The following is a 21,896-nucleotide window of genomic DNA, read 5'->3' as shown; positions in this document are numbered from 1 at the left end:
GGTGCCCGCGCGTGCCCGAGGAAGCGACCGGATCCGCGGAACGACGATCCCCCGAGGAACCCGGCCCCCAGGCCGACGCGCGTTTCCTCGCGATCTTCGACGCCCTGCGCGAACGCCCCGGCGGCGGTCGCCATCGGCGCCTGGCCCGGATGGAACGCCGGGCGGCCCGCCGCAGGCGGGTCCGCGTGCACGACGGAGTGCAGCGCGGTGACCTTGCCGAACCCCCACCGGTGCTCGACCTGGTCCTCGACGACGCGGCCGACCGCGACGCCCTCCTCGACGCACTCGTGGAACGCTGTGGCAACCAGCCGCCGTGGCGGCTCCCGCCCGACGCCGGGGACACCCTCGACGGACCCCCCGACATCCGCGACCTGTGGGCCACCACTGACGAACTCTACGACCTCGTCCGGGCGCTCCTGGAAGCCGGCGACGCCGCGCGCCCCGGGGCCGAGGGCGTCCGCACGCCACCGCCTCCGCCCCGGTTCGCCCGTCTGCGTTCCCTTCTCCGGCTGCGCGACTGTGACCGCCGGGCCGTCCACGAGAGCATGCAGGGCAGCGTCGCCGGTCAGGGCGACCTCGAACTCGACACCGACCGCCGTACCCAGATCCACGTGGTGGCCGCGCTGCTGCGCATCCGCACCGAAGCGCGTCGCTCCGGTGAGACGAACCGCGCCGAAGCGGGCCGGGGGAGCTGGTTCCTGGCGCGCTGGGCCCAGGGCTACGTCCGGATCGCCCGAAGGGCCGCCATCTGGGTGGCCGCGCTGAGCGCCAAGGTCACCTTCAGCCGGCTCGACGAGAAGCTGCTCACCCCGCTCTCCTTCGTCGTCGGCGCGTTGGCGTTCCTCGGCCCCTTCGCCCTGGGCGCCTTCGGCCTGGCCGCGCTGTTCGGATCGGCCCTCCAGGGAGTGAACAACTGGGTGACCGTCGGCGCGGCCGTCCTGCTCCTGATCGTCCACATCTCCCTGGCCCCCTTCCTTTTCCTCCCCTGGCGCGCCTACCGGTGGCTCGACGACCACGCGGACTACGAGGAACGCCCCCTCGGCGACCACCGCGCCCGCGGTGTCCACGTTCTCAACCTGCTCAAGAGCGAGGCCGGTCGCGTCGGTCGGCTCTACCCCCTGGCCGATCGGACACCGCCCCGACCCGGGCCCGTGCCGTCCGTTCCCCGCCGTCCCGGTCTGCTCCGCCCTCTCCTCGGCCTGGCGACCGGACGGTCCGCCGACGCGCCGACCGAACCGCCCGCCGCCGCCACCGCACCCCGCCCCGAGTCCGTGGAGGGGCCGCCGCGCGGGTACGAACCCCTGCCCGCCGTCCACCGCCTGATCGTCAACGCCCTCCTGGACGACCTCGCCGACTCCCACGGCGGTTCCGCCCGCTCCCGCTCGCCGCGTCGGGGCCGGGCCCAGCGCCCCGTCCTCCTGGTCGACCAGGACCGTCTCGGCCGGGTCGGCCGCTACCTCGTCCGGCTCATCGAGGACGAGCGGGTGCGCCGAACCCTGCCCGACCCGCTGCTCATCGTCCAGGTGCGCGCCTCGGACGGCACGTCCCTGGTGGACCCGAACGTCAACGTGCTCCGCTACCCCTCCCTGCCCGGCACCGAGACCGACGGCAGGCAGGAGGAGCTTTCCCTGTGGCTGCGCGCCCGTCACGCCGCAGGCGTCCTGGGCGCCGCCCGTACCCTGAGCGTTCCCGTTCCCCGTCCGCCCGACGACCTCGACGGGCCGGGCCCCGCCGATCGGACCGTGCTCACCGCGGGGGCCCTCGCCTCGGCCTGGATCGGCGGAACGGGAGCGGGGCTCTCCCTGCTCCTCCTCCTGCTCTGGGCGTTCGGGCCGGCCGTCATGGCGCCCGTGAACCCCTGCGTCCAGAGCTGGGTCTGGGACCCGGTCGGCATCCGACAGGACGGCAGGGACTGCTACGGCCTCACCTTCGGGGACTTCGTCTTCCACGAACGCCTGACGGAGGTGACCGAGCACATCCGGGAGCAGAACGAGGCCGTCGACAAGGCGGGACGCGACACGACCCACGTCACCGTCGCCTACTTCGGCGCGCTCAGCACCACCGGGGCGAACGACCTCACCCTGGCCGGGGTCCAGGGGGAACTCCTCGGGATCGCCCACCGGCAGGCCCAGCACAACGCCTCCGCCGACGCCTCCCTGCCCAGGATCAAGATCATGCTGGTCAACACCGGCCAGGGGTGGTCCCGCGCGCGGGAGGCCGCCGAGATGGTCGTCGAGCGGGCCGTCGAGACCCATCGCCGAATGGACCGCCCCGTCGCCGCCCTCGGTTTCGGGCAGAGCCTCCAGGGCACCACCGACGCGATCCGGGTCCTGGGCGGCGCCCGGATACCCACGATCGGCACCACCGCGACCTTCGACGACATCGCCCTGGACCCCTCCGGCAAGTACGGCCAGTACTTCTTCCCCCTGGCCCCCGCCAACTCCCGGATCGCCGAACAGGCCGCCGCGTGGGCCTACCACGGCGTGGAGTGGTCCGGCACGGAGCTGGTCGAGGGGGAGCCGGCCCCGGACCTGGAACCCGCGCGCACCGCCGTGGCCATCGCCGACAACCGGAGGGGGGAGAGCTACGGGCCCCACCTGGCGGTCCGGTTCATGACCGGGTTCCGGGAGCTGGGCGGCGAACCCTGGGCCGACCCCGAGGGCGGCGACCCGCCGCCGGTGGGTTTCGCCGACGGCTCCACCGGAGTGGTCCCCGGAGTGCTGCCCTACCAGGACGGGGGCGTGTCGCTCGCCGCCCACCTGGCACGGGTGTGCGCTCAGGATCCGCCCGACCTCATCTACTTCGCCGGACGCTCCACCGACTTCGCCGAGTTCCACCGGCAGTTGCAACAGGAGGGGATGTGCGTGGAGGCGGGGATCGACGTGCTCGGCGGTGACGACATCGCCAAGTTCGTCACCGACCACGCCGAGACGATCGGCATGGCCGGCGGCTACCCCGTCTTCTACACCCCGCTGGCCGCCAGCGGGGCTTGGAGTCGGTACACCGAGGGCAGCGAGCGAGCCTTCTACGCCGAGGCGGAGGCCCTGGTGGAGGAGTTGTACGCCGACCCCGACGACGGGGAGGGCGGGCCCCCGGGAATCCGCGCCGATCTCGACGCCGCCGACGGCGGGTCGCCGTCGATGACCCACGCCGCCGTCGCCGCCGACGCCCTCACCGTGCTCTCCCGGGCACTGCGCGGTATCGACCGCACCACGACCCGGGAGGCTTCGGTGGAGGGCCCCGCCGTGGAGCCCTCGCCCTTCCTCGGCACCGACGACGGGTACGAGGCCGAACGCGACGCGCTGGTGGAGCGGATCCAGAACACCTCCGGGCTGTCGGCGGTCTCCGGTCACATCGCGTTCGGGGAACCCGCGCTGGGCAACTGGCATCCCGAACGGATGGTGCAGCTCGTGGTGGTCGGGCCGCTGGGCGCCGACGGTCTGCGCCAGCACGTTGTGGCGGCCTGCGGGCGGATCAGCGCGGCCACGATCGACCCCGGCCCGGGCTGTGTGTGACGCGCGCGGCCCGAGGGGCGGGTGGCGCCGGCGGGCCGCGCCGCGAGAAGATGCCCCCTGTGGACCGTACAGACCCCGCCGAGCTGCGCGAACCCTACCTGGGAGCGCCCTTGCGCCGTGCCGATCTCGCCGATCACCCCATGAGCCAGTTCCACCTGTGGTTCGAGGAGGCCCGTGAGTCCGGCCTCGCCGAACCCAACGCCATGGTGCTCTCCTCCGTCGAGCCCGGCGGCGCGCCCCGGGCCCGCACGGTGCTCATGAAGGGGTACGACCGCACCGGTCTGCGTTTCTTCACCAACTACGCCTCCCGCAAGGGCCTGGCCCTGACCGCCGACCCCCGGGCGAGCGTGGTCTTCCCCTGGCACCCCGTCCGCCGCCAGGTCCTCATCGCCGGTCGAGTGGAACGCCTGAGCGACGCCGAGAACGACCGTTACTTCGCGTCCCGTCCGCGCGGTTCCCAGCTGGGCGCCTGGGCCAGTGAACGCCAGTCGCAGCCGGTCGCCGACCGCGAGGAGCTGGACCGTCTCTACCGCGAGTTCGAGACGGTCTGGCCCGAGGACGCCGAGATCCCCCGGCCCGCCTACTGGGGCGGCTTCCGGCTGGTCCCCGAGGAGGTCGAGTTCTGGCAGGGCGGAGCGGACCGCATGCACGACCGCTTCCGCTACCTGCGCGACGGGGAAGGCGCTTGGGAGATCACCCGCCTGGCCCCCTGAGCATCCGCCTCCCCGGTGTCGCCGACCCCCGGTGACCCGCCGCGTCGGGACCGGTGGAGACGAAAGGGCGCGGGGCACCGCGCCTCGGGCGGCGGCCCTCTTCGAGCCGTGTCACCGGGACGAGGCCTCCTCGCCCGTTCCCGCCCTCGTGGGCTTCCTCGTCGTTCGGCGGCCTTTCGCCGACCGTTCGCCCGCCCCGGGGGAGATCCGGCGACCGGGGCCGGCCCGCGGGGGAGGGGTCGTGCCCGGCCGGCCGACGCTGCGGGGTTCGCCGAGGTCCGGGCGGGGTGGTCCGGGCTCACCCCGGCCGGGCCGGACGTGTCGGCGCTGTTCGAGAGGGGCCGTGAACGGCACGCGGGGCACCCGGCCCGGACACCGGAGCGGGGTGAGATCCGTCGCCCGTCCGAAGGTCCGCGTCCGTACGGAATTTCGGGTCCTTGCCATCACGATATGCTTGCGGTATCGGTGGTCGCTCCCGCGGTCGCGCGGACGCCCCGGTCCCGATCCGGCTTCCGGGAATCGCGTCGCCCCGACCCGTGTTGTGAGAGACCTGCCGTGCCCGCCGTGACCGTGCGCCGGGCGCAGAGTCATGGGAGGGGAGTCTTGACCGCACACGGGCTGATCGACACCACGGAGATGTACCTCCGGACGGTCTTCGAGCTCGAAGAAGAGGGCATCGTCCCCCTTCGGGCACGCATCGCCGAGCGCCTGCACCAGAGCGGCCCGACCGTCAGCCAGACCGTGGCCCGTATGGAGCGCGACGGCCTGCTTCGGGTCGAGAACGACCGGCACCTGGTCATGACCGCCGAAGGCCGCCGACTGGCCACCCACGTCATGCGCAAGCACCGGTTGGCGGAGCGGCTCCTCGTCGACGTCATCGGACTGCCGTGGGAGGACGTCCACATCGAGGCCTGCCGCTGGGAGCACGTGATCTCCGAGGCCGTGGAGGAGCGTCTGGTCACGCTGCTCAACGCGCCCTCGGTGTGCCCCCACGGCAACCCGATCCCGGGCCTGGACGAACTGGGCCTGGACGACTACTCGCCGGAACCGTTCACCGACGACTCCATCGTGCCGATGATCGACGTCGCCTCCGGGGCGGACATCACCGTCACCGTTCGACGCATCAGCGAGCAGATCCAGTCCGACGCCGACGTCATGCGCACCCTGCGCGAGACGGGGGTGCGGCCCGGGCTTGAGGTGGTGCTGCGCGCCACCGACGACGGGGTCCGCGTGATCGGGGGGGACGCCCCCGACACCGAACTGTCCTCGGCGATCGCCGGGCACATCTTCGTCGCGAAGCCGTGACATCGGAGGTCGGTTGCTCATCAGGATTGTCACATTGCGCTGCGAGAACGTTGACGGTGTTGCTACCCTCGCTCCAAGGTGCGGTCGTTCGGGTGACCCGGAGCAGGCATGCGTGCAGCTCATGACGGCGAGGTGGCGGCTAGATGACACGGTGGGGTGAGCCCTTCCGGGAAGGCGACGCGCTCGCCACGGCCGCCGTCGTGGACCGGGCGCAGATCGCCATCGTCGTCATCGACCGGTTCAGTCTCCTGCGCTACTGGAACCCCTTCGCGCGCGAACTCTTCGGTTTCGTCGGTGGCCGCGACTACGTCGGCCTCTCCCTGCTCGACATCGGCATTCACGAGTCCGACCGTGAGCACGCCTCCCAGCTGGCCCGCCGCGTTCTGCGCGGGGAGCCCTGGGAGGGCACCTTCGCCGTGCTCAGGGGCGACTCCACCTGGATCCACGTGCGCGCCCAGGCCGTGCCCATGCGCAACGACGACGGCGAGATCGACGGCATCACCCTCATCGCCCGCGAGGCCCTGCGCAGCGGGCGGGTCGAGGAGCAGTACGGCCTGCTGGAGCGGATCGGCAGCCGGCTGGCCAGCTCCCTGGAGTTCGACTCCACGGTGCGCGGTGTGGCGGGCATCCTGGTGCCCCAGTTCGCCGATCACTGTTTCATCGACCTGTACGACCACGACCGACTGGTCAGACAGGTGTCGGTGCACGCCGAGGGGTGGACGCCCCCGCCGCGCACCTGGTTCGACGTCGGGGAGGAGGTCCGCTACCCCGAGCGCCACTTCGTGACCCAGGCGCTGCGCCGTCTGGAGACGGTCGTCAGCAGTGACTACCTCTTCGAGAGCTCGCCCAACAACCGCTCCGACCGGGTCTCCCGCCAGGTCGGCATCACCTCCGCGATCGCCGCCCCGCTGCGCGCCCGGGGCGAGGTCCTGGGCGTGCTCACCCTCGCCCTTTCCGGGCTCTCCCCGCGCCAGAAGAGCACCTACGGCGGATTCGACCGCGACCTGGTGGGCGCCATCGCCTCCCGCGTCGCGCTCGCCATCGACAACGCGCGCCTGTTCGAGGAGGAGCGCAGCACCGCGCTGGCCTTCCAGAACAGCCTGTTGCCCAGTGACTTCCCGCCTCTGGACGGGCTCACCATCGCCTCCCGCTACCTGCCCGCCGGCCCGCTCCAGGCGCACGGCCACGGTGTCCAGACCCAGGTGGGCGGCGACTTCTACGACGTCATCCCGCTGTCGGCCGGCCGGGTGGGCCTGGTCATCGGCGACGTCGAGGGCCGTGGCCCGCACGCCGCGGCCGTCATGGGACAGCTGCGCGCCGCGCTGCGGGCCTTCGCCCAGGCCGACCGCGAACCCGCCGACATCCTCCGCGAACTCGACGAATGGGTGCGCCGCCTGGGTCGCCCCATCGAGGGCGGCACCTGGATCCCGAGCGTCAGCTGCCTGTACATGGTCTACGACGCCTGGTCGCGTGAGCTGTCCTACGCCAACGCCGGACACGCCTCCCCGTTCCTCATCACCTCCGACTCCGTGGAGGCGCTCGACCTGGAGGTCACCGACCGCATGCTCGGCGTGCGCGTCAAGGGCGGTGCCGGCGAGGACGTGGTCTACCACCAGGCGGAGCTGCGCCTGCCCACCGGCGCGACCCTGCTGCTGTACACCGACGGCCTGGTCGACCGCACCCCCCTCGGGGGCCGCCCCGACCCCGAGCGGGCGCTGAGCAGGCTCACCGAGCGGGTCACCGAGGTCGCCGACAAGGACGTGGAGCAGATCGCCGAGGCGGCGGTGCACAGCGTCCCGGGCGAACTCGACGACGACACCGCGCTGCTGGTCGTGCGCACCGACTCCGACGAGCTGGCGCTGCGCGAGGGCTGGTTCCCCTCGGAGGCCTCCACCGTGGGCGAGGCCCGCCACCTGGCGGCCGACACCTTCAAGGAGTGGGGGATGGACCGGGACCAGGCCGAACTGGCCTGCCTGCTGGTCTCGGAGATCGTCACCAACGTCGTCATCCACGCCACCCCGCACCCCGTCCACCGGGAGTTCACCGGCAACGGGGTGCGCGACTCCGAGACGCCCTTCGAGGGGTCCGCCTCCTTCGACGAGTTCGACGAGGACTGGAGCGACCTTCTCGACGAGGTCGCCGAGGCCGACGAGGCGGACGCGGAGGCCGACGAGAAGGAGTTCCTGCTGCGCCTGCGCCGGGGAGCCTCCCGGGTGTGGGTGGAGGTCTTCGACCACGATCTGCGGCTGCCCCGCATCCGCAGCGCGGCCGCCGACGACGAGGGCGGCCGGGGCCTGTACCTCGTGGAGCAGCTGGCCACCCGCTGGGGATCGCGACCGACCCCCGACGGCAAGGCGGTCTGGTTCGAGATGCCCATGCACACCCCCGAGGAGCCCTCGGCCGCGGAGGAGGGCGGGGTGCCCGAGGCGATCGAGGAGCACTCCGCCTCCGGGTGACCGTCCGGTCCTGACGTGTGACCGTCCGGTTCCTCCCCGTGCCGTGATCGAAAAGACGTGGATTCGCCACCGATCAGGTAGGTAATTTGTACGGATCCCGTCCCCCGTTCACCACGGAGTGAGCCGATGACCTCCCGTCCCCCGTCCATGTTCGTTCCGCTCGTCGTCGGCGCCGTCCTCATGGCGACCGCGTGCGCCCCCGCCGACGACGACGCGGCGGCCCCCGAGCCCGGGAACGCCGCCGAATGCGTCCCCGGCGACCTGCCCACCCTCGCCGAGGGCGTGCTCACCGTCGGCACCGACAGCCCCGCCTACCCGCCGTGGTTCGCCGACGACGACCCCACCAACGGGGAGGGCTTCGAGTCGGCCGTCGCCCACGCGGTCGCCGAGGAGCTCGGCTACACCGCCGAACAGGTCACATGGACCACCGTGGCGTTCAACAGCGCCATCCAGCCCGGCCCCAAGGACTTCGACTTCGACATCAACCAGTTCTCCATCACGGAGGAGCGGGCGAAGGCGGTCGACTTCTCCAGCCCCTACTACGACGTCCGTCAGGCCGTCGTCGCGCTCGGCGACTCCGAGGCCGCCGGCGCGACCTCGGCGGCCGATCTGGCCGGCCTCACCATCGGCGCGCAGGTCGGGACCACCAGCTACGAGACCCTCGTCGAGACGATCGACCCCGAGGTCGAACCGCTGGTGTACAACAACAACGACGACGCCAAGCAGGCACTGGAGAACGGCCAGGTGGACGCGGTCGTCTTCGACCTGCCCACGGCGTTCTACATCACCGCCGCCGAGCTGGAGGACGCCGTCATCGTCGGGCAGCTCCCCCTGCTCGAAGCGGAGACCGAGCACTTCGGCCTGGTCCTGGACCTGGACTCGCCGTTGACGGACTGCGTCAGCGCGGCCGTGGACGCCCTGCGCGAGGACGGCACGCTGGCCGACCTCGAACAGGAGTGGCTGGCCGAGGCCGCCGACGCACCCGAACTGGGCTGACGTGACCGAACGGATCCCCACTCCCCTCGAAGTCGAGCGGGCCGCGCTGCGCCGTCGCCAGAGTGTGCGGTCGGTGCTCATCGGAGCGGTCTCCACCGCTCTGCTGGGCGCCGCCCTGGTGACCGTCGTGGTCGGCTCGCCCGGCTGGGAACGGGTGCGCGACACCTTCTTCGACGCGGCGGTGGCCCGGGACGCCCTGCCCGCGGTGCTCACCGGGCTGTGGCTCAACGTGCGACTGCTCTTCTTCTGCGCCCTCGGAGCGCTCGCCCTCGGGCTGATCACGGCGATCCTGCGGACCCTGCGCGGTCCGGTGTTCTTCCCGCTGCGCGCGCTGGCGACCGGGTACACCTACGGCTTCCGGGGCGCTCCGCTCATCATCGTGCTGTACCTGATGGCGTTCGGGGTGCCCGGACTGCGTTTGGAGAACACCCCGAGCGTGCTGGTGCTCGGCGGGATCGCGCTGGTCCTCACCTACGGCGCCTACATCGCCGAGGTGTTCCGGGCCGGCATCGAGTCGGTGCACCCGAGCCAGATCGCCGCGGCCCGCTCCCTCGGCCTCACCTACCCCCAGGCGATGCGCTGGGTGGTGCTGCCCCAGGCGGTGCGACGGGTCTCGCCGCCGCTCCTCAACGACATGGTGGCGCTTCAGAAGGACGTCGGGCTCATCTCGCTGGCCGGACCCATCGACGCCATCCGCGCCGCGCAGATCGCCACGGCGCAGACCTACAACTTCACGCCCTACATCGTCGCCGGGGTGCTGTTCGTCCTCATGGCGATCCCGCTGGTGGCCTTCACCGACTGGGTGACGATGCGGGCGGCGCGACGGCAGTCGGCGGAGGGGGACCGATGAGCGAACTGGACCGCACGGCCCGGCTGGAGGGCCCGGCCCCGGTACTGCGCCTGCGCGGGGTCCGCAAGGAGTTCCGGGGCACCGTCGTCCTCGACGGCCTGGACCTGGACGTGCCCGAACACGCCGTGGTCGTCCTCATCGGGGCCTCCGGTTCGGGCAAGTCGACCCTGCTGCGCTGCGCGAACCTGCTGGAGCCGATCACCGACGGCACCATCCACCTGGACGGGGAGCACATCACCGACCCCAGGGTGGACGCGGACCGGGTGCGGCGCCGGATCGGGACGGTGTTCCAGTCGTTCAACCTGTTCCCGCACATGAGCGTGCTGGACAACGTCACCCTGGCACCGCGCCGGGTGCATCGGCGGCCCCGTCGCGAGGCGGAGGACAAGGCCCGGGAACTGCTGGAGCGGGTGGGGCTGGCCGACAAGGCCGCCGAATACCCCGACCGGCTCTCCGGTGGCCAACAGCAGCGGGTGGCGATCGTGCGGGCGTTGGTCAACGGGCCGCGGCTGCTCCTCCTGGACGAGATCACCAGTGCCCTGGACCCCGAACTGGTGGGGGAGGTGCTCGACCTGGTGCGGGGGCTCCGCGAGGACGGCATGACCATGCTGCTGGCCACCCACGAGATGGGGTTCGCCCGCCAGGTCGCCGACACCGTCTGCTTCCTGGAGGGCGGGCGCGTCCTGGAGCAGGGGCCGCCCGAACGGGTACTGGGCGAACCGGAACAACCCCGGACGCGACGGTTCCTCCAACGCATCATCGACGCCGGACGACTGTGACCCCTCCCCGTGCGTTCGTCGAACGCGCGGGGAACTTCCGGTTGCCCCCGTTGCGCGGGCCCGGTCCGCCCTGGTGTCATCGAAACGGCCGGGACCCCCGCATCCCCATTCGTCACCCAGAGTGACAGCATGCCCCCGTGCGGTGTCCCCGGCCGTCGGCACGACCCCCCGTGCCGGACACCGAGAGGAGAACCCCCCCTTGTCGCACCGTACCGAGGCCCCCGCTCCCTCCGGCGGTGGCACCGGGGCCCGCCGCGGCCCCTCCCGTCTCGCGCGCCGGGCCCTGGCCCTGGCCGCCGCGCTGGTCCTCATCACCCCTGGCATCGCCCTCGCCGCGCCCCCGGGGGCCCTGCCCGCCGCCCACACCGCCGAGGAGGGGAAGTGGCAGCCGGCCTTCGACTACGACACCGACGGCTGTTACCCGACCCCCGCCATCGGCCCCGACGGCAAGGTCGCCGGAGGGCTCAATACGACAGGGGCCCTCAACGGCAACTGCCGTGACCGGTCGGACCTGGACAACACGAACTCCTACTCGCGGTCCAAGTGCGACCCGAGCGGATGGTGCGCGTACATGTACGCGCTCTACTTCGAGAAGGACCAGGTGCTGCCGGGCTGCTGCGGCCACCGGCACGACCTGGAGCACGTCGTGGTGTGGGTCCACGGGGGACAGGCCCGCCACGTGTCCGCGTCGGCCCACGGGGGCTACGACACCAGGCCCGCCTCACAGGTGCTCTGGGAGGGCACCCACGCCAAGATCGTCTACCACAAGGACGGGCTCTCCACCCACGCCTTCCGGTTCGCCGCCGGACACGACGACCCGCCGGAGAACCACTACGGCGTCTGGCAGTACCCGGACCTGGTCGGCTGGGATCACTACCCCCCGGGCATCCGCGACATCCTCACCTCGGCGAACTTCGGCAGCGCCCAGCTCGACCTCAGGGACGGCTCGTTCCCCGGAGCCCTGAACAAGGCCAAACCCGCCGGCATCGACTTCGACCCCTGGGCCTAAGCCGTGTTCGACGGATCATTCCGCCTCGCGGTCTCCGGGCCGCTCGTGTCACTCGGCGCGAGCGCCGAACCGAACGAGGGCATCCGCCGAACACGTCCTGGGTCCGCCGACCACCGGGGCCGGTGACACCGGCCCCGGCCGGAACACGGCGGGGGCCCTTCGGCGCCGACGCGGATGACGTCCGCACCGGCTCACCGGAGGGCCCCCGATACCCCGCGCCATCCGCCCCGAGGCCCGTCCGGCCCGCTCCGGGCGTGTCCTCGCCCCCGCGGGCCGCCCCGGACGTAGTGTGCCCACGTCCGGAGCGGGGATTCCGGTGAACGGGGGGACATGGACGGCACGGAATCGGGCACGATGGGCATGCTCCTCGCACTCCTCGTGGCGGCCCTGCTGGCCCCGCTGATCGGCCATCGGCTGGCACGGTGGGTGATCGTGCCGTCCGTGGTGCTGGAGATCGGGTTCGGGATCCTGCTCGGGCCCTCCGTGCTCGGCATCGTGCGGGAGAACGCGACGATCACCCTGCTGGCCGACCTCGGCCTGGCCCTGCTGATGTTCATGGCCGGGTACGAGATCGACTTCCGGCGGATCAAGGGCAGACCGCTCAACCGGGCCCTCCTGGCCTGGGCCTGTTCGGTCGCCCTGGGGCTCGGCATCGGCTGGGCGCTGTTCGGCGCGTCCCGGACCGCGCTGATCGTGGGCCTGGCGCTGACCACGACCGCCCTGGGCACCGTCCTGCCGATCCTGCGCGACTCCGGGGCGCTGGGCGGCGCGTTCGGCACCCGGTTCCTGGCGTCGGGGTCGGTCGGAGAGTTCGGGCCGATCGTGCTGATCGCCCTGTTGCTCAGCGGCTACCGACCCTGGGAGGGCACGCTCCTCCTGGCCCTGTTCTTCGCTCTGGCCGGGGCTGCCGCGTGGGCCGCCACCCGGCCGCGCTCGGAACGGTGGGCGCTGTTGATCCGGGCGACCCTGGGATCCAGCGCCCAGGTGGCGGTCCGCCTGTGCATGGTGGTGATCGTGGCGCTGGTCTGGCTGGCGTCGGCCATGCATCTGGACGCCCTGCTCGGGTCCTTCGCGGCGGGGATCGTCGTGAAGCTGATGATCTCCGCGAACCACGAGGGGGAGGCGGAGCGCGTGGAGTCCAAGATGGACGCCATCGGCTTCGGTTTCCTCATCCCGGTGTTCTTCGTCGTCACGGGGGTGCGCTTCGACCTGGCCTCGCTCCTGGCGGAGCCGGTCCTGCTGCTGCTCCCGCCGGTGCTGCTGGTCGCGTTCCTGCTGGTGCGGGGCGGGCCCGAGTACCTCTTCTCGCGCGGGGACGTCCCCGAGGCCCAGCGTCCGGCGCTGGTGCTGTTCTCGGCCACGGCCCTGCCCCTGCTCACGGTCCTGACGACGATCGGCACCCGCGGCGGCTCCATGGACGGCGCCCACGCGGCGGCCATCGTCGCCGCCGGGATGCTCAGCGTCCTGATCCTGCCCCAGGCGGGAGGCGCCCTGCTGCGCCGGACCGCCGGGACCGCCGCTCCGGCGGAGCGTTCCCGGGAGGAGGGATGAGCGGCCCGGTTCCGGCCCTCACCGCCAGGACCAGGCCCACAGCAGCAGGCACAGGAAGACGAAGAAGACGATGATCCCGCCCGTCGTCCAGGGGATGTGGACCCTGGGTCGCAGCTTGCGCACGCCGATGACGAGCAGCACGACCAACAGGCCCATGACGATGAGGCCGTCCCACGCACCGCTCATGACCGACTCGACCCTTCTGGACGGGGGTTGTCCGGCTACAGGCCCAGGCCGCGACCCACGATCTCCTTCATGATCTCGGTGGTGCCACCGTAGATCGTCTGCACGCGGGTGTCCTGCCAAGCCCGTGCCACCGGGTATTCCATCATGTACCCGTACCCGCCGTGAAGCTGGAGGCAACGGTCCATCACCTTGTTGCACAGTTCCGTGGTCCACCACTTGGCCTTGGCGGCGTCCTCGACGGTGAGTTCGCCCCGGTTGAGCAGCGTGATGGCGCGGTCCACGTAGGTGCGGGCGATGTCGACCTCGGTCGCCAACTCGGCCAGGACGAAACGGGTGTTCTGGAAGCGCCCGATCGGGCGGCCGAAGGCGGTGCGCTCACGGCAGTAATCGATGGTGTGCTGGAGCATGTACTCGGCCGAGGCCACCGCGCAGGTGGCGATGGACAGCCGTTCCTGCGGCAGGTTCTGGAGCAGGTGGATGAACCCCTGACCCTCTCGGCCGATGAGGTTCGCCGCCGGAACGCGCACGTCGTCGAAGGACAGTTCGGCGGTGTCCTGCGCCTTCATGCCGATCTTGTCGAGGTTGCGGCCCCGCTCGAACCCCGGGGCGCCGCGTTCGACGACGATGAGCGAGAATCCCTGCGCGCCGGCGTCGGGGTCGGTCCGGCAGACCACGATGACGAGGTCGGCGTTGATGCCGTTGGTGATGAAGGTCTTGGACCCGTTGATCACCCACTCGTCCCCGTCGCGAACGGCGGAGGTGCGGATCCCCTGGAGGTCGCTTCCGGTGCCGGGCTCGGTCATGGCGATCGCGGTGATGAGCTCACCGGCGGCGAAGCCGGGAAGCCACCGTCGCTTCTGCTCGTCGTCGGTGAGGTCGACGAGGTAGGGGGCGATGACGTCGTTCTGGAGGGTGACGCCCAGGCCGCTGGCGTGGGCCTTGCAGACCTCCTCGTTGACGATGACGTTGTAGCGGTAGTCGTCGACGCCGGTGCCCCCGTACTCCTCGGGGACCCCGTGGCCGAGCAGACCCACCCCGCCCGCCTTGACCCAGACCTCGCGGGGGACGATGCCGTCCTTCTCCCACAGGGGATGGAAGGGCACGACCTCGCGCTTCAGGAACTCGGCCACCGTTTCGCGGAAGAGGTCGTGGTCGGCGTCGAAGAGTTCCCGCTTCATGCGCTGCTCCGGGGTGTCGTGGATCACGGTTGTCCGCCACAGTAACCGAACCATATTCGGTTTTGAAGGGGCGGAGCCAAGCGGCGGCAAAGTTCCCGCCGGTCCGGGTGTTCCGCACCGTTCGCGACGCCCGTCCGCTTCTAAGGTGACCGCACGGTCCGGATGACGGAAGGCGGAGCCGATGCTCCAGGCCCACAGGGAGCGGCGCGAGCGCAAGGGCGGCCGGATCACGGTGATCATGGCCGCGCTCATGCTCACCGTGCTGCTGTCCGCGCTCGACCAGACGATCGTGTCCACGGCCCTGCCGACGATCGTCTCCGACCTGGGCGGACTCAACCACCTGTCCTGGGTGATCACCGCCTACCTGCTCGCCGTCACCGCCAGCACCCCGCTGTGGGGCAAGCTCGGCGACCAGTTCGGCCGCAAGGGACTCTTCCTGGCCTGCATCGCCGTGTTCGTCGTCGGTTCGGCCCTGTGCGGCCTGTCCCAGGACATGCTCCAGCTGATCCTCTTCCGCGGGCTTCAGGGCATCGGCGGCGGTGGACTCATGGTGCTGGCCATGGCGATCATCGGGGACGTCGTCTCCCCGCGCGAACGCGGCCGCTACCAGGGCCTGTTCGGGGCGGTGTTCGGCGTCTCCAGCGTGGCCGGGCCGCTGCTGGGCGGTCTGTTCGTGGACCACCTGTCCTGGCGGTGGGTGTTCTACGTCAACCTGCCCTTGGGCGTGCTGGCGTTCGCGGCGGTCGTCGCGGTGCTGCCGGCGACCCGGCCCACCGGTCGGCGGACCATCGACTACGCGGGGATCGTCCTGTTGGCCGCCACCGCCGTCTGCCTCACCCTGGTCGCGGCCTGGGGCGGTTCCGTCTACGACTGGGCGTCGCCACAGGTCATCGTGCTGGCGCTGGCCGGTGTCGTCCTCGGGGTCGGCTGGTGGCTGTCGGCCCGCCGGGCCGCCGAGCCGGTGATGCCGCTGAGCCTGTTCCGCAACCCCGTGGTCGTGGTCGCCATGGCCATCGGGCTGTGCGTGGGATTCGCGATGATGGGCTCGATGGCGTTCCTGCCGTTGTTCCTCCAGATCGTCCACGGTCTGTCGCCCACGGCCTCCGGGCTGTACCTGCTGCCCATGGTCATCGGCCTGTTCCTCACCTCCATCACCTCCGGTCGACTGGTCACCCGCAACGGCCGGTACAGGCCCTATCCCATCGCCGGGATGGCGGTCACCGCGCTGGGCCTGTTCCTGCTGTCGCGACTGACCTCGGACACGTCCGACTGGGTGATGTGGGGCTCGTTCTTCGTCCTGGGCGTCGGCCTGGGGCTGGTCATGCAGGTCGTGGTGGTGGTCGTGCAGAACGGCGCCGACTACGCCGACCTGGGCGCGGCCACCTCGGCGGCGACGTTCTTCCGCTCCATCGGCGGGTCCTTCGGCACGGCCGTGTTCGGCGCGATCTTCTCCGGGCACCTGGCCGCGAACCTCGCCGCCCGAGCCGGGACCATCACCCTGCCCCCGGGTGTGGACCCGGCTGCGCTGGAGAGCGACCCGCGCGTCCTGGACCGGCTGCCCCCACAGGCGCAGGCCTCGTTCCTCGACGCCTACGCCGACGCCATCGACGTGGTGTTCCTGTGGGCGGTGCCGGTGGCCCTGATCGGGTTCGTGCTCGCGCTGTTCCTGCCGGAGGTGCCGCTGCGCACCACGGTCGGACCGCGGTCCGCCGACCTGGGGGAGTCCATCCCGCCGGTGGCCTCGGGGAGCCGCACCGCCATCGAGCACGTCGAGCGGGAGATCTACCGGGTCTGCGGTCACGAGGGGGCCCGGGAGATGTACGACCGGCTCCGGGACGCCGCCGGGTTGGAGATCTCGCCCCGCGCCTGCTGGGTGCTCAGCCACCTGTCGGTGACCGGTCCGCTGCGCCGTTCCGAACTCGTGGAGATGTCCCGGCTGCCCGACGACCGCTGGGAGGCGGCGCACCGAGAACTGCTGGAGGCGGGCTACCTCGTCGACGACGGCGACCCCTGGGAGCTGAACCGCGAGGGCACCGAGGCCGCCCTGCGGATCTTCGACGCGCAGAGGATCGCGCTGCGCTCCCTGCTCGGCGACCACGGCCCCGAGGAGCATCCGGAGGTGGTGGCCGCGCTGGAGCGCATGACCACCGAGACCCTCGGCGACGAGGGTGACGCCGACCGGGTCCTGAAGGCGGACCGGCCCGGCTGACCTGCGCACACGCACCGAACCCGCCCCCGGGGGCTTGCCGGATCCATGAAACCGAATACAGTTCGGTTCATAGGAAACGTCACCCAGGCCCTTGGAGGACCCCGTGGCCGAGGCATACATCGTCGGTGCCGTCCGCACCCCCGTCGGTACGAAGAAGGGCGCGCTCGCCGCCGTGCACCCGGCCGACCTCGGCGCGCACGTGCTCAAGGAACTCGTCGAGCGCACGGCCGTCGACCCGTCCGCGGTCGAGGACGTCATCATGGGCTGTGTCAGCCAGGTCGGCCCCCAGGCCCTGGACCTCGCCCGCACCGCCTGGCTGTCCGCCGGGCTCCCCGAGAGCGTCCCCGGTGTCACCATCGACCGTCAGTGCGGCTCGTCCCAGCAGGCCGTGCACTTCGCCGCCCAGGGCGTCATGTCCGGCACCCAGGACCTGGTCGTGGCCTCGGGCGTGGAGAACATGGGCATGGTCCCCATGGGCTCCAACGTCCAGTACGCCATCGACAACGGCCTGGACCTGTACGGCGACGGCTGGGTCGAGCGCTACGGCCTCCAGGAGATCTCCCAGTTCCGCGGCGCCCAGCTCATGTGCGAGAAGTGGGGCTTCAAGCGCGAGCAGTTGGAGGAGTACGCCCTGGAGAGCCACCGGCGCGCCGCCGCGGCCATCGCCGAGGGGTACTTCGACTCCCAGATCGCCCCGCTCGCCGGGGTCTCCCGGGACGAGGGCGTGCGCGCCGACACCACCCTGGAGAAGATGGCGGGCCTCAAGGCGCTGCGCGACGGCTGGGAGCTCACCGCGGCCGTGGCCAGCCAGATCTCCGTGGGCGCCGGCGCCGTGCTCATCGCCTCCGAGAGCGCCGTCGACCGGCACGGGCTCACCCCGCTGGCCCGCGTCGTCCAGCTCTCCCTGGTCGGCGACGATCCGGTCCACATGCTCACCGCCCCGATCCCGGCCACGAGGATCGCGCTGGAGAAGGCCGGTCTGGGCATCGACGACATCGACGTCACCGAGATCAACGAGGCCTTCGCCCCGGTCCCGCTGTCGTGGATCGAGGAGCTGGGCGCCGACCCGGCCAAGGTCAACCCCAACGGCGGCGCGATCGCCCTGGGCCACCCGCTGGGCGCCACCGGCACCGTCCTCCTGACCAAGCTGGTCAACGAGCTGCACCGCACCGGTGGCCGCTACGGTCTCCAGACCATGTGCGAGGGCGGCGGCCAGGCCAACGTCACCATCATCGAACGCGTCTGACCCCGCGCCTCGCACCCCGGGCCGCGCCGCCTCCTCCGAGGCCGCGCGGCCCGCCCGCGTCCGGCGAACGCACGATCTCCGCGTTCGCCCCCGGACGCCCACCCGCTCCGGAACCATGGTCCCGGTGGCGCACGAAGCGAACGACGAAGCGGAACAACGCGGGACCGCGCTCGCCCGCGCGGGTCTCCTGGACGCCTCCGGAGCGCCCCGACGGCGTCCGGACCGGATCGTCTTCGAGCGGGCTCGCCCGGCCGCCGGAAGCGGTACACCGCTGCCCGACTTCTTCATCGGGGCGCACGCCGCGGTCTCCGGCCTCCGACTGCCGACCCGGGACGCGCGCAGATTCCGCACCCACTTCCCGACCGTCGAACTCATCTCGCCGAACTAGCGGGCCAGGGCGGGCCCGCCGGGGCCGTTGTGAAGGCCGAGCCAGGCGGCCATCTCGGTGAGGTGCTCCACCAACCGCGGCAGGGCGTCCTCCGGGGCGCCGTCCTCCAGGGTGATCCGCTGGGCGAGCAGGGTGCCCGAGGCGCGGTCGGCCTTGAGGTCGACCCGGGCCACCAGCTCCTCGCCGAGCAGGAACGGCAGCACGTAGTAGCCGTGCACCCGCTTGGCCGCCGGGGTGTAGATCTCGATGCGGTAGCGGAAGTCGAACAGCTCCTCGGCCCGGTCCCGGGTCCACACCAGTGAGTCGAACGGGCTCAGCAGCGCCCGCGCGTTCACCGAACGCGGTACGCGGGCGTCCTTGTGCAGGTAGGCGGTGCGTTCCCAGCCCCGGACCCGGACGGGCACGAGCTCGCCGGCCTCCACCAGGTCCGCGACGGCCCTGCGGGACTCGACCCCCTTGAGCCGGAAGTAGTCGCGCAGGCACGGCTCCGTGGCGATCCCGTGCGCCCGCGCGGCGATGGCCACCAGCTCCCGGTGGGCGTCCTCCTCGGTCGGCGGGGGAGTGGCGTGCGCCTCGGCCGGCAGCGCCCTCTCGGGCAGGTCGTAGCGACGCTCGAACCGGGAGTTGCGCCCGTTGGAGGTGAGGTCACCGATCCAGAACAGGTACTCCAGGCACCTCTTCACCTCCGACCAGTTCCACCCCCAGTGGTCCTTGGCGCGCGGCACGTCGTGGGCCAGGGCGGCCTCCACCTCGCGGGCGGTGGCCGGGCCGATCCGGGCGACCTCCTCGTACGCCGCCTTGAGCAACTGCGGTTGTTCCTCGCGGACGCCGTTCATCCAGCCGACCTTCTCGGTCGTCCGGTTGCGCTCCATGCGGTATCGCATGAGCTGCCGGGTGGCCGGGGGCACCAGGCTCGCCTCGTGCGCCCAGCACTCGACCAGGCGCGCCGGACTCGACCCGGCGGCGGTGGTGGTCGCGCGGTCCAGCAGCCCCGGGTCGTAGGCGCCCATCCGCGCGAACACCGGCAGGTACTGGCTGCGGGCCAGCACGTTCACGCTGTCGATCTGGAGGATCCCGACCCTCCGGATCACCCGGCCCACATGGGCCAGGTTCGGCGTCCCGGAGGGGCGGGGGTCCGCCAGCCCCTGGGCGGCGATCGCGATCCGACGGGCCTGGGCGAGGGACAGTTCCGCGTCGCGGCGGGGGTGCGGTTCGGGCATGCCGTCACGTTAGCCCCCGCCGCCGACATTGCGCGGCTCAGCCCATCCGCCGGTGCAGGTTCTCCTCCGTGGAGGGGCCCGGATCGGCCGGGGCGATCAGCGGCCCCGGCAGAGAGGGATCGAGCACCCCCTCCTCCAGCCACGGATAGGCGTCGTCCAGCACCCGGCGGGCCAGCTTGCCGTCCACGTCGTCGGTGTTGGACCACAGGCCCTCGAACAGGGTCTCCACCCGCAGCCGCGACTGGCGGCAGAAGACGTCGGCCATCTCGAACGGCCCGGCCCCCCGCTCGGGGCGGGTGTCCACGTCGTGGCGGGCGCGCACGATCACCGCGCTCATCGCGAACAGCTCCGCGCCGATGTCCACCACCCGGCCCAGGAACCCCTGTTTCACCTCCAACCGGCCCTGCCAGCGCGACATCCCGTAGAACGTGGACCGGGCCAGCTTGCGGGCGGTGCGCTCCACGTACCGCAGGTGTCCGGACAGCGGACCGAACTCGACGTACGCCGACGGCAACTGCCCCCGGCCCACCGCCAGCGTCGGCAGCCAGGAGGCGTAGAAACCGGTCGCCTTGGTGAACGCCCGCGCCTTGGCCGCCCGGTCCGCGTCCGGATCGATGATGTCCCCGGCCACCGTCAGGTGGGCGTCCACCGCCTCACGGGCGATGAGCAGGTGCATGATCTCGGTCGATCCCTCGAAGATCCTGTTGATCCGCATGTCGCGGAGCAACTGTTCGGCGGGGATCCCGCGTTCGCCGCGCGCCGCCAGCGATTCGGCGGTCTCGAACCCGCGCCCGCCGCGGATCTGCACGAGTTCGTCGGCGATCCGATAGGCGTGCTCGGACGCCCACAGCTTGGCGATGGCCGCCTCGATGCGGATGTCCCTGCGCTTCTCGTCGGCCATCCGACTCGCCAGGTCGAGCATGGCCTCCATGGCGTAGGTGGTGGCGGCGATGTAGGCGATCTTCTTGGCGACCTCCTCGTGCCGGCCGACCGGCCGCCCCCACTGGACCCGCTCGCGCGACCACTCACGGGCGATCTTCGTGGCCCACTTGCCGGCGCCCACGCACAGGGCGGGCAGCGACAGCCTCCCGGTGTTGAGCGTGGACAGGGCGATGCGCAGTCCCTGCCCCTCCTCGCCGATCCGGTGGGCGGTCGGCACCCGGACCCCGTGCAGCCGGGTGAGGCCGTTCTCCAGCCCGCGCAGGCCCATGAACCGGTTGCGCCGCTCCACGGTGATGCCCGGGGCGTCCCCCTCGACCACGAACGCGGTGATGCCGCCCCGGTGTCCGGGGCCCTCCGGTACCCGGGCCATGACCACGAGCAGGTCGGCGACGACACCGTTGGTGGTCCACAGCTTCACGCCGTCGAGCAGGTAGGCCTCCCCGTCCTCGGTGGGTGTGGCGGTGGTCCGCAACCGGGCGGGGTCGCTGCCCACGTCGGGTTCGGTGAGCAGGAACGCGCTGATGGCCTCCCGGGCGCAGCGCGGCAGGAACTCCCGTTTCTGCTCCTCGGTCCCGAACATCGACACGGGCTGGGGAACGCCGATCGACTGGTGCGCGGACAGCAGGGCGCCGATCGCGGGGGAGACCGAGCCGACGAGGGTCAGGGCGTGGTTGTAGTGGATCTGGCTCAGTCCCAGGCCGCCGTACTCGACGGGGATCTTCATGCCGAGGGCGCCCAGCTCGCGCAGCCCGGCGATGACCTCGTCGGGGATGCGATCCTCGCGTTCGACGCGCTGGGCGTCGATGCCCTCGCAGAAGTCGCGCAGTCGGGCGAGGAACGCCTCACCGCGCTCGCGTTCGGCCCGGTCGGGTCCGGGCATCGGGTGGATCAGGTCCAGGCGGAGCCGGCCCAGGTAGAGCTCCTTGGCGAAACCGGGCAGGTCGGAGGTGGCCTCGCGGGCCTGCTCGGCCACGGCTCTGGCGCGGCGTTCGTCGATCTCGGGGGTGTCATCGGCCGGGTCGTGGGCGCGGGCATCGGGGTCGACCGTCGCCATGGTCGTTCACCTCGTCCAAGGGGAGCTTGATGTGGTCTGCATCACAGCTCTACCCCTGTGCGGGCCGACCGACCCACCACCCGCCGATTCTCCTGGCCCGCCCCGGTGGCGCGCTGTGGAAAACCTTTGGCGAGATGCGAACCTCGGGGCCCCCTCGGCCGTCCTACGGGGCGCGACGGAAACGACCGGGCATGTGCTGGGAGTCCCGTCGGGCCCCGGTGCGGAGGACGGCCGCACCGGGGCCCACTTTCGTCGGCCGACGCCCTCCCCTCCCCTCTTCTCCGTCGAGGCCCGCGCCT

The 21,896-nt window shown here is 71.9% G+C and carries 16 protein-coding genes; 12 read left to right on the top strand and 4 right to left on the bottom strand.

From position 1 onward, the window contains the following. Nucleotides 1-11: 11 nt before the first annotated feature. The 9 genes from PWG71_RS05050 (at nt 12) to PWG71_RS05010 (ending at nt 13,174) form a co-directional block, all read left to right on the top strand. Nucleotides 12-3,515 (top strand): hypothetical protein, encoded by a 3,504-nt coding sequence (locus PWG71_RS05050; RefSeq protein ID WP_274808326.1) that lies wholly within the window; start codon nt 12-14, stop codon nt 3,513-3,515. Nucleotides 3,516-3,574: 59 nt separating this feature from the next. Beyond that, nucleotides 3,575-4,228, top strand: coding sequence for a pyridoxamine 5'-phosphate oxidase (gene pdxH, locus PWG71_RS05045; RefSeq protein WP_274808325.1), 654 nt, complete (start codon nt 3,575-3,577; stop codon nt 4,226-4,228). A gap of 603 nt (nt 4,229-4,831) precedes the next feature. Beyond that, complete coding sequence (locus tag PWG71_RS05040; protein ID WP_274808324.1) at nt 4,832-5,533, top strand: metal-dependent transcriptional regulator; 702 nt, start codon at nt 4,832-4,834, stop codon at nt 5,531-5,533. Nucleotides 5,534-5,676: 143 nt separating this feature from the next. Then, complete coding sequence (locus PWG71_RS05035; RefSeq protein WP_274808323.1) at nt 5,677-7,989, top strand: ATP-binding SpoIIE family protein phosphatase; 2,313 nt, start codon at nt 5,677-5,679, stop codon at nt 7,987-7,989. A 126-nt stretch (nt 7,990-8,115) separates the two neighbouring features. Then, nucleotides 8,116-8,985: an ABC transporter substrate-binding protein gene (locus PWG71_RS05030; RefSeq protein WP_274808322.1), complete on the top strand. Its 870-nt coding sequence runs from the start codon at nt 8,116-8,118 to the stop codon at nt 8,983-8,985. 1 nt (nt 8,986) lies between these two features. Next, on the top strand, nt 8,987-9,835 hold the full coding sequence (locus tag PWG71_RS05025; RefSeq protein ID WP_274808321.1) for an amino acid ABC transporter permease: 849 nt from the start codon (nt 8,987-8,989) through the stop codon (nt 9,833-9,835). After that, complete coding sequence (locus PWG71_RS05020; protein ID WP_274808320.1) at nt 9,832-10,614, top strand: amino acid ABC transporter ATP-binding protein; 783 nt, start codon at nt 9,832-9,834, stop codon at nt 10,612-10,614. Before PWG71_RS05025 ends, PWG71_RS05020 begins: the two co-directional genes overlap by 4 nt. Nucleotides 10,615-10,813: 199 nt before the next feature. Beyond that, on the top strand, nt 10,814-11,623 hold the full coding sequence (locus PWG71_RS05015; RefSeq protein ID WP_274808319.1) for an NPP1 family protein: 810 nt from the start codon (nt 10,814-10,816) through the stop codon (nt 11,621-11,623). Between the two features lie 330 nt (nt 11,624-11,953). Then, nucleotides 11,954-13,174, top strand: a complete 1,221-nt coding sequence (locus PWG71_RS05010) for a cation:proton antiporter (RefSeq protein WP_274808318.1) — start codon at nt 11,954-11,956, stop codon at nt 13,172-13,174. 18 nt (nt 13,175-13,192) lie between these two features. On the opposite strand, the gene PWG71_RS05005 is transcribed toward PWG71_RS05010, so the two are convergent. Together PWG71_RS05005 and PWG71_RS05000 are read right to left on the bottom strand one after the other, a co-directional pair. Beyond that, nucleotides 13,193-13,360, bottom strand: coding sequence for a hypothetical protein (locus PWG71_RS05005; RefSeq protein WP_274808317.1), 168 nt, complete (start codon nt 13,358-13,360; stop codon nt 13,193-13,195). 35 nt (nt 13,361-13,395) lie between these two features. Continuing rightward, entirely contained in the window at nt 13,396-14,538 is a 1,143-nt protein-coding gene (locus PWG71_RS05000; protein ID WP_274808483.1) for an acyl-CoA dehydrogenase family protein, read from the bottom strand. Between the two features lie 181 nt (nt 14,539-14,719). On the opposite strand from PWG71_RS05000, the gene PWG71_RS04995 reads away from it, so the two are divergent. The 3 genes from PWG71_RS04995 (at nt 14,720) to PWG71_RS04985 (ending at nt 18,381) form a co-directional block, all read left to right on the top strand. Then, entirely contained in the window at nt 14,720-16,747 is a 2,028-nt protein-coding gene (locus tag PWG71_RS04995) for an MDR family MFS transporter (protein WP_274808316.1), read from the top strand. A 103-nt stretch (nt 16,748-16,850) separates the two neighbouring features. After that, on the top strand, nt 16,851-17,993 hold the full coding sequence (locus PWG71_RS04990) for an acetyl-CoA C-acetyltransferase (protein WP_274808315.1): 1,143 nt from the start codon (nt 16,851-16,853) through the stop codon (nt 17,991-17,993). A gap of 124 nt (nt 17,994-18,117) precedes the next feature. After that, complete coding sequence (locus tag PWG71_RS04985; protein WP_274808314.1) at nt 18,118-18,381, top strand: type II toxin-antitoxin system VapC family toxin; 264 nt, start codon at nt 18,118-18,120, stop codon at nt 18,379-18,381. Here PWG71_RS04985 and PWG71_RS04980 read toward each other — a convergent pair. Then, the gene (locus PWG71_RS04980; protein WP_274808313.1) at nt 18,378-19,601 is read right to left on the bottom strand and encodes a winged helix-turn-helix domain-containing protein; all 1,224 of its coding nucleotides are present in this window, start codon (nt 19,599-19,601) and stop codon (nt 18,378-18,380) included. The two genes, PWG71_RS04985 and PWG71_RS04980, sit on opposite strands and share 4 nt — an antisense overlap. Nucleotides 19,602-19,638: 37 nt before the next feature. Then, nucleotides 19,639-21,597, bottom strand: coding sequence for an acyl-CoA dehydrogenase family protein (locus tag PWG71_RS04975; RefSeq protein ID WP_274808312.1), 1,959 nt, complete (start codon nt 21,595-21,597; stop codon nt 19,639-19,641). Nucleotides 21,598-21,896 lie beyond the last annotated feature (299 nt).

The organism is Nocardiopsis sp. N85, assembly GCF_028882275.1.
Taxonomy (GTDB): Bacteria; Actinomycetota; Actinomycetes; order Streptosporangiales; family Streptosporangiaceae; genus Nocardiopsis; species Nocardiopsis lambiniae.
The sequence above is the reverse complement of the archived record's forward strand: the minus strand, read 5'-3'. Positions and strand labels throughout refer to the sequence as shown.